Annotated in this window: 6 protein-coding genes and 1 pseudogene; 1 reads left to right on the top strand and 6 read right to left on the bottom strand. The window is 34.6% G+C overall.

The genetic code is table 11. The annotated features are described in order from the left end of the window. Window positions 1–751: 751 nt before the first annotated feature. The 4 genes and pseudogenes from ltrA to V7137_RS03365 all read right to left on the bottom strand — a co-directional run bounded on the left by ltrA (window position 752) and on the right by V7137_RS03365 (window position 5,644). Window positions 752–2,525, bottom strand: a pseudogene (gene ltrA, locus V7137_RS03380) (group II intron reverse transcriptase/maturase). A gap of 1,114 nt (window positions 2,526–3,639) precedes the next feature. After that, window positions 3,640–4,887 (bottom strand): DUF4153 domain-containing protein, encoded by a 1,248-nt coding sequence (locus V7137_RS03375; RefSeq protein ID WP_335696752.1) that lies wholly within the window; start codon window positions 4,885–4,887, stop codon window positions 3,640–3,642. 47 nt (window positions 4,888–4,934) lie between these two features. Further along, window positions 4,935–5,150 carry a helix-turn-helix domain-containing protein gene (locus V7137_RS03370; RefSeq protein WP_017153334.1) on the bottom strand — a complete coding sequence of 72 codons (216 nt, stop codon included), beginning with the start codon at window positions 5,148–5,150 and terminating at the stop codon, window positions 4,935–4,937. 11 nt (window positions 5,151–5,161) lie between these two features. After that, window positions 5,162–5,644, bottom strand: coding sequence for a DUF2975 domain-containing protein (locus tag V7137_RS03365; protein WP_335696750.1), 483 nt, complete (start codon window positions 5,642–5,644; stop codon window positions 5,162–5,164). Window positions 5,645–5,926: 282 nt separating this feature from the next. Here V7137_RS03365 and V7137_RS03360 point away from each other — a divergent pair, with 282 nt between their 5' ends. Then, window positions 5,927–6,766 (top strand): tyrosine-type recombinase/integrase, encoded by an 840-nt coding sequence (locus V7137_RS03360; protein ID WP_335696749.1) that lies wholly within the window; start codon window positions 5,927–5,929, stop codon window positions 6,764–6,766. A gap of 73 nt (window positions 6,767–6,839) precedes the next feature. Here the strand turns inward: V7137_RS03360 and V7137_RS03355 are convergent, their stop codons facing one another. Both V7137_RS03355 and V7137_RS03350 read right to left on the bottom strand, forming a co-directional pair. Beyond that, window positions 6,840–7,070: a hypothetical protein gene (locus V7137_RS03355; RefSeq protein WP_210427060.1), complete on the bottom strand. Its 231-nt coding sequence runs from the start codon at window positions 7,068–7,070 to the stop codon at window positions 6,840–6,842. Window positions 7,071–7,133: 63 nt separating this feature from the next. Beyond that, a complete protein-coding gene (locus V7137_RS03350; RefSeq protein ID WP_088087999.1) occupies window positions 7,134–7,418 on the bottom strand; it encodes a hypothetical protein in 285 nt (94 codons plus the stop codon). Window positions 7,419–7,506 lie beyond the last annotated feature (88 nt).

Raw genomic sequence — 7,506 nt, 5'->3', positions numbered from 1 at the left:
CTGATTAAATAAAAGATATCAAAATGGTTAATTCGGCCTTATAACGATTCACCCAAGATGAATCAATAACATTATCTTTATAAAATAATGGAAACAAGCAGTAAACCCATTCCCATACTTAATATGATGTATCCTATATACTTTGGCTGCCCTTTGTAAAGTAGGTTGTTAAAACCAAAAATAATTAATGATAGCGAAATAAATGGCAACGACATTAGTAAACCCATTCCAACAATGAGACTTATAGTATAAATGAATAACACAGATAAGACGGTTATTAAATTTCGATCATTTTTTTGCTTTTTAGTTAAATATTTGATTTTAATTATTCCCGAACCCACTTTACCCTTACCCTTCCTTTTCAATAGAAAGAATAATCCCATCCACATCCCCACAGAAACATCGATAAAAAGTTGTTTATACTATACTTACCCTCGGTATTACTACAACAACGAATGCCATTAATAAAGTCACTTAAAATGTACAGAATACGGGTTCAAATGAATAGCATTCAATGCCAAAAAAGGAGGGGTAAACCTAATGAGTCTTCTTCATCCTTCTCTACTAACCTGCTCCGTTAGTGGAACAGGGAAAGCGACTGACCTTATTGATACAGATAGGTAAGGCTTTGAAGTTATCGCTACCTTTTCCCCCTGTTCACACCGTACGTGCGACTTTCACCGCATACGGCGTTCCAACTAATCCAATTCATTCAATTCTATGTTATTTGTGAAGTCAGTTTTATTTCCAATCAGATTTTGTGATTTTTGCATAGTGTTCGAAGTCTATTGACTTTCTCCTTTTGTTCAATACTCAGTTTTAAAGTTCTAAGGAGAGATTTTATTTTATTTTCATCTTTGAGATGAACAAGGTGATGAACAGCTTCATGTAACACTATCAAGTTTGAATAACGGTCATCCTTTGATATATGAAAAGGGATCTTATGATGACAGTGCCAATCACTTTTTCCAAGTTCAGCCCCAGTTACTGCACACTTTCCGTACTGGGCTATAAACTTACTTATGCGATTGTCGTTATATTCAATCGTTCGATTTGGAATATAGTTTTTCATGACATAACTTAACACGCTTTTTTTAATTGTTTTTAAATTGTTGTGTATTTTCTCTCTGCCTTCGGCAGTATAATTACACACATTTTGCGAGAAGCAAAGATTTGTTTTATGCATTTGGGCATAAATAGGGACAAACACCATGTTTTGAATCTTATAGTATTGCGGTGAATATCCTTTATAGCGTTTTTGGAGTGTTTTGGTCATATCTTCAAACCTAGCTTCAGTTCTGATATTCCTTAATCGATTATATAAAGTCTTGTTTAGGTGGGAGGACAACTCACTTAAGTTATTTGAAATGTTAGTAGCTGGTGCGAAATAGTTTTGGATTCCCATTACGACTGTATTGTAATGCCATACAGTTTCAGCACAAGGCTTCTTCTGGATTGCTTTTATAGAATCTTTAATTTTAATAAGTGCATTGGACTTTGCTTTCTTCGTCATATTTGATTGTGCTACAAATCCAAACCTTGTTTGCCCTTTCCTAGTTGCACGAAAGGAAAATCCAAGGAATTCGGAAGATTTCTTCTTTAAATTAATAACCTTTGATTTTTCATCACTTGTCTCAAGATGTAGTCTAGTATTGAGAAAATCCTTGATGGCATAATTCATTCTAACCGCTTGCGAGCGAGTGCGGCATAAAACTTTGAAATCATCGGCATATCTAACGATGTAACATTCTTTTAGGTTTGATTTTTTGAGTTCTCTTACTTTACTTCCATTCCGTTTATAGTCATGGTTGCTCTTAAACGTTTCCCACTGATTACTAATCCACCAATCTAGTTCATTTAGAACAATATTCGATACGAGAGGTGAAAGTATACCCCCTTGCGGGGTTCCTTTGGTCTGTGCACCTTCTCCTTCAACCTCTCCTTTTAATATCTTTGAGATGACAGAGAGTAAAGTTCTATCTTTAACTCCTATTGACCATATTTGTTTAAGTAACTTACTATGGTTCACGTTATCAAAAAAATCCTTTTATATCCACATCTATGCAATGATAAAGACCCACCATATTGATAAGGGATTCGAATCTTGCTTTCGCATGGTGGGTGCTTCTGTTTGGTCTGAAACCGTAACTATGTTTATGAAATTTTGCCTCACAAATGGGTTCTAAAACTTGTAAAATGCATTGTTGAATTATCCTATCCCAAATAGTTGGGATTCCTAATGGTCTTACTTTTCCATTTGCTTTAGGAATAAAAACACGACGAACACATTCTGGTGTATATGATTGGAACATATTCTGAACGTGCTCAATTACTTCTTCTATCGACAAATACTTAATGTCGTTAATGGTTAATTTATTAGTCCCTGCGGTTTTACTCCCAGTGTTTCTTTTGATGTTCCGATAAGCAAGACGTATATTTTCATTGGATTTAATCAGTTTCATTAAGTCATAGAAATTTTGACCATTAACACTTTGAGCATATAAATTATCCAAACAATGTTGCATATCATAATACTCGTTGTGTCTCAGTTTCTTCCGTTTCAACAAGTCGGTGACTCCCTTGGGGGTTGAACCTCTTTTAGTCTTACGAGAACCTTATTAACCGATAAAGAACTGTCTTATATGGTTGAATGATTTTTTTTTTTAGTCTAGTGGCTATCCCTCCAGGTTGATTAGACCTCTCATTGGTACTGTGCCACCACTTTCACTGATATAAAGAAAAGTTATGCAGTAACTATTTATCATTACTGCTTTCCTTATCACCGTTTCATAAAGAGTAAGCTCTCCACGTTATCAGCTTACAAAGTTGAATTATATCTATTATAGAAAGAACTTAGGTGCTTCCTTTAAGCCTGTTAGCCGTTCATATGCCTTTAACATATCATGGACTTTCATATTTGTTAGTTTTACTTATCCATTGCTAACCTCACATTGAGTGATATACACATTTCTATGTATTGTGCGTGTAGACCCGTACATTCAGAAGTTCGTCAGCTAATCCCTTTATTTTAGGCTTTCTCGCATACTCACCATATTCATTCAACTCAAGCATTATGAATTACATCTCTCCATCGAGTAGACTTTCGACAGCCAAACTGCTACGGTAATTTCTCACGCCTTTTAGCCGAGCTTATAACACTATCATTCTTACTAAATCAAATGCTATTCGACTAAGAGAGAACCCTTCTGGGCGTTACCCCGTCATTTGATTCTTCGATATAATCCTTCAGTTCCGAAAGGAACTGTCTGACCTTTACCTGAAGATTGTGACCAATCTCAATTTGAGCCAGAAACATTTCGCACAACAATCGCACCCTTTAGTGTAAGTACATCTTTTCACATTTAATCTAAATCAAACTCAAACTTAAAACCTGCAAGTTTAGCTTATCAAATACGTTTCATGAAGTCCTTTTTCGTTGGGAACATGAAACTAGACATATTTTAAAGAATCCAGTTGCAACAATATATTATGTCTTCTAGTTTGAATACCCTCTTTTTAACTTTAGTAATGAAAATAAGCCAAAACTATGCAACTATGTATAAAAAGCTGCATAATATCGGCTCTAAGGATTTTATACGTTATAGAAGATTAGCTTTTCGTTACATTAACAGAGCCTTTCTAATTAAAAATTATAGGAAAAGCAAATGTAACGAAAGCTGCCCAAAGTCCGTAGACCGGCAAATACTTAGTAACGGCAACTTGGATAGTTGAAGGTCCGGATTTGTTTTGTAGAAAACGCATATAGGAGAGCATAATCCAAATTAGATTTGCCCAGATAATTATGTTTACTCCTAAAACAGCAAGTCTATTAGGCGTAATCCCATAAGAAGAAAGTCTGAACACGATGGCTGACAAAGCCACACTGTCAATGATAAGCGCAAGAACAATTAAGGCAAAATTTATATAATCTGAAATGTTCTTTTTCTCGTCTGAGTCGCTCTCTGTAATGGAAAATATGGTAACGGCCAATACACCAAGGAGTATTCCGTTGAAGGCTATCAGGAAATTGCGGTCCAAGAATGGATTTTTTCCGACCCATAAAACCGTTATAAGATAGACCAACAATGTGACCAGGACAAGAGGACTAAAAATTTTAGCTATATACGGTGTAATATTCTTAGCAAGTTTAAGATTCATTGATACCAGGTATGCAGCCACAATAGCGAGAGCGGCAGCACCAAATAAAACGACATTACTAAAATAGAAGTCTTCTATATCCAAGCCAACAAAGCTAAATAACTGCATGGTTAATGCCGCTAGTACCATTCCGCTAACTGCCATGCTGGAGTAGAGAATACAATATTCCAAATTAAATTTAATATAGGCTAATCTTGTACTGCCTTTTGAATATTCATTTCCTGTAAATGCAAGCCCTACCAATACCCATAAGAATATGGGAAGGTGTAAATAAGCAAGGATAATACTGTCTTTATAATTTAATGGCAGCATATTAAGATAAAACCCGGAAATTAGGAACAACGCTGCAAGGGAATAAATAACACTTTTTTTCGGAGTATTATTGTAAACAAAATAGGCAGCAATAAAGGGAATTATACCAAAAGCCAGGTTAATTGGAGCAATTGCTTCCTGTTCGACAAAATGGAAAATGATCCTGGTGCTTATCCCGGCCAGAATGGCTAAAATGCCCATGAATAAGAAACCTTTCTGAAGCAAGGAAGATTTTTCTGTATTTGCCGTCTCCTTGAAATGCAATCTTTCATGCCAAACGCCAAGAACCTGAGAATCAGGATTTTGTTCCCATGCGTGTGAGAATGACTTTTTAAAAGTTTTCGGGTCTTTTCTATACATTCTCTCCAGCTCATGAGGGTTAGCAATATTTTCAATAATCAAATTGTTAATGTCCATAGTTATATCTCCCCTAACAATTGTTATGTTAAGTTTCCTTAATATGTTTAACTGTCTTCGTCACTTTTGTATTCTAAAATATCTCCAGGCTGACATTCTAAAGCCTTACAAATTGCCTCTAAAGTGGATAATCGAATCGCTTTTGCCTTTCCATTTTTCAATATAGAAAGGTTCGCCATTGTTATTCCAACCTTCTCCGAAAGTTCTGTTACGCTCATTTTCCTTTTTGCTAACATCACATCAATATTGATTATAATTGCCATTGTTATTCACCTCAGACCGTTAAATCATTTTCTGATTTGATATTAATTGCTTCTTGTATTAGTTTTTGGAGAACAGCCGCAAAGACTGCGATAACCATCGAAGCAAAAGGAACAACCAATCCGACAAAGATAACTCCTGGTGCGTCGTCTACTTCCGCAAAGATATAGAAGATCGGCCAAACTAGCACATGCAAAATACTGATTGTGATGGCACAGTATTTGATTTTCTTTAAAGCTTTTACAGATAAATCGGAGAATGCTTTATTTTTGTCAATATAGCGTAAGAGTTTGAAAGCCTGATACAAAGCAAAGTAAAAAGGTATCGCCGATGCATCAAAAGCGATGAAAACGAGATATTTTATAAAAGCAAACTCTGGAAGCAATTTTGCTGCAAGATTCGCCATCTCAGTCACCAAAAAGATGCACAGAGCAAGAACTGGCACTCCTATAAGAATAACAGCTATTTTTAAAAACAACGTTGTTACTTTTTCCATAAAAAGCACCTCACTTATTTATTCTGATTTTGATTTTAATATATATTTTATCGATTTACAATAAATTTTTATTAATTTGAATAACATTTTTATTGTAGATTTTTGTTTTAAGCAAAAATAAAAAGTATTCCTCATTCAAAGAAATGCTCTATAACTTTAAACCATTAAATTTATAACTTGTACAGCTAACCTGCTCCTTTAGCTTAATAAGAACCGCCGTTTCAATTTCGTGAAACAGGTCAATAATTCCTGAAAAAAAGAATTTTTTGGGGAGAGATGAAATTGTTATTATCTCAAGCTTGGGAAACGTATGAATCTGATAAACGTATTGAAGGCTTTTCACCGCAAACATTAAAAGCATATAAACTACAGTCCAGCTTACTTATACGCTTTTTTAATGATGTTCAACTTGATACGATCACTACGGATCAATTAAAAGCTTATTTAGCAAAATCAAGTGAAAGCCTTAAGCCTGCAAGTTTGGCTCATCGAAATCGTTTTATGAAATCATTATTTCGATGGTCTCATGAAGAAGGGCATATTCCCAAAAACCCAGCAGCTAAAATAAAAGAACCTAAAACCGGGAAACGAATTCCTAAATTTTTGACCGAAATGGAAATTGAACATTTACGGGAAGCCTGTTGTTCCCCAATGGAAAAGGCTTTGTTTGAATTCATGTTTTCCACTGGGTGCCGTATAGGTGAAATTGTTTCCTTAGATAAGAATAGAATTAATTGGTCTAACCGTTCCGCCATTGTAAGAGGAAAAGGGGATAAAGAAAGGGAAGTTTATTTTAATATCCGCTGCGATATTTGGCTTAGACGCTACCTTGATCAACGCCAGGATTGCAATCCAGCTATTTTTGTAACAGAACGGTATCCCCATCAAATGAGTATTGCCCAAATGAGATACATCATCAAGCGAATTTCTGGTCGGGCACGAATCAACAAAAACATTCATCCGCACCAGCTGAGGCACAGCTATGCTACTCATTTGTTGAATATTGGTGCACCTCTTGAAGCCATACAGAGCTTATTGGGACATGAGAAAAGTGAGACGACTAGGATATATGCACAGGTAAGTGGGAGTTTAAGGCAAGAGCTTTATAAGAAATATTTTTAAAAGAAGATGCATAAAAGCAATGCCTTAAAAAAAGCATTGCTTTTTTACTCTCGCACCCGTTAGTTGAAGAACTCTATTTGTGTGGTAATGGTTTTTCAGGGCGATTAGGACAGTATTCACAATCAGGGTCACTGCATTTGGATTCAGTCCAATAATTACATTTAGGACAAAAATAAGCATCAAAATCTTCATAGTATACTAAATTAAACTTGCAATTTGAACAACGTTGTTTTTGGTCAATATGACCATAAAATTCAAAGTCATCAATTATTACTTTGTCGTCATCTTTTACTTCTATTTTCAAAATAAGCCTCCATAAGTTTATTAAAGCACCCATTAGTTAAAGAACATTAAAAATTAATTTGAACTACAGCCCTAAAATCTTAACAGTAATAATGAGGAACAATAAAATAATATTTAGCCAGACAAAAAATTTAATCATAACCTCAGCCCAAAACTTTCTACGCAAACCAAAATAAAGGATAACACCATAAAATAAAAGGCTAATAACTATGCGAACTCCAGAAACTTTTTCAATTCCCAAGTCAAAAATGTCAATGAATGTATTTATTAAAACAGAGATAATAAATAAATATAGGTATATCTTATATTTTTTTTCTTTTCTTTCAAACTCATCTTTAAATTCATACATTTTTATTACCTCAATTTATCTTCTTTTTTCTTTAGACTAACAAAAATGTTCTTCAATTATTCTACTTCGTTACTTTAATAAAAAAGGG

This window comes from Neobacillus drentensis (genome assembly GCF_036962765.1).
In the GTDB taxonomy this organism is placed as follows: domain Bacteria; phylum Bacillota; class Bacilli; order Bacillales; family Cytobacillaceae; genus Neobacillus; species Neobacillus drentensis_C.
This window is presented reverse-complemented; position numbering and strand designations above follow the sequence as displayed.

Excerpts from the sequence above, each read along its gene's own strand:
- V7137_RS03375 (WP_335696752.1), bottom strand. The coding sequence starts at position 4,887 with ATGGACATTAACAATTTGATTATTGAAAATATTGCTAACCCTCATGAG.
- V7137_RS03370 (WP_017153334.1), bottom strand. The coding sequence starts at position 5,150 with ATGGCAATTATAATCAATATTGATGTGATGTTAGCAAAAAGGAAAATG.
- V7137_RS03365 (WP_335696750.1), bottom strand. The coding sequence starts at position 5,644 with ATGGAAAAAGTAACAACGTTGTTTTTAAAAATAGCTGTTATTCTTATA.
- V7137_RS03350 (WP_088087999.1), bottom strand. The coding sequence starts at position 7,418 with ATGTATGAATTTAAAGATGAGTTTGAAAGAAAAGAAAAAAAATATAAG.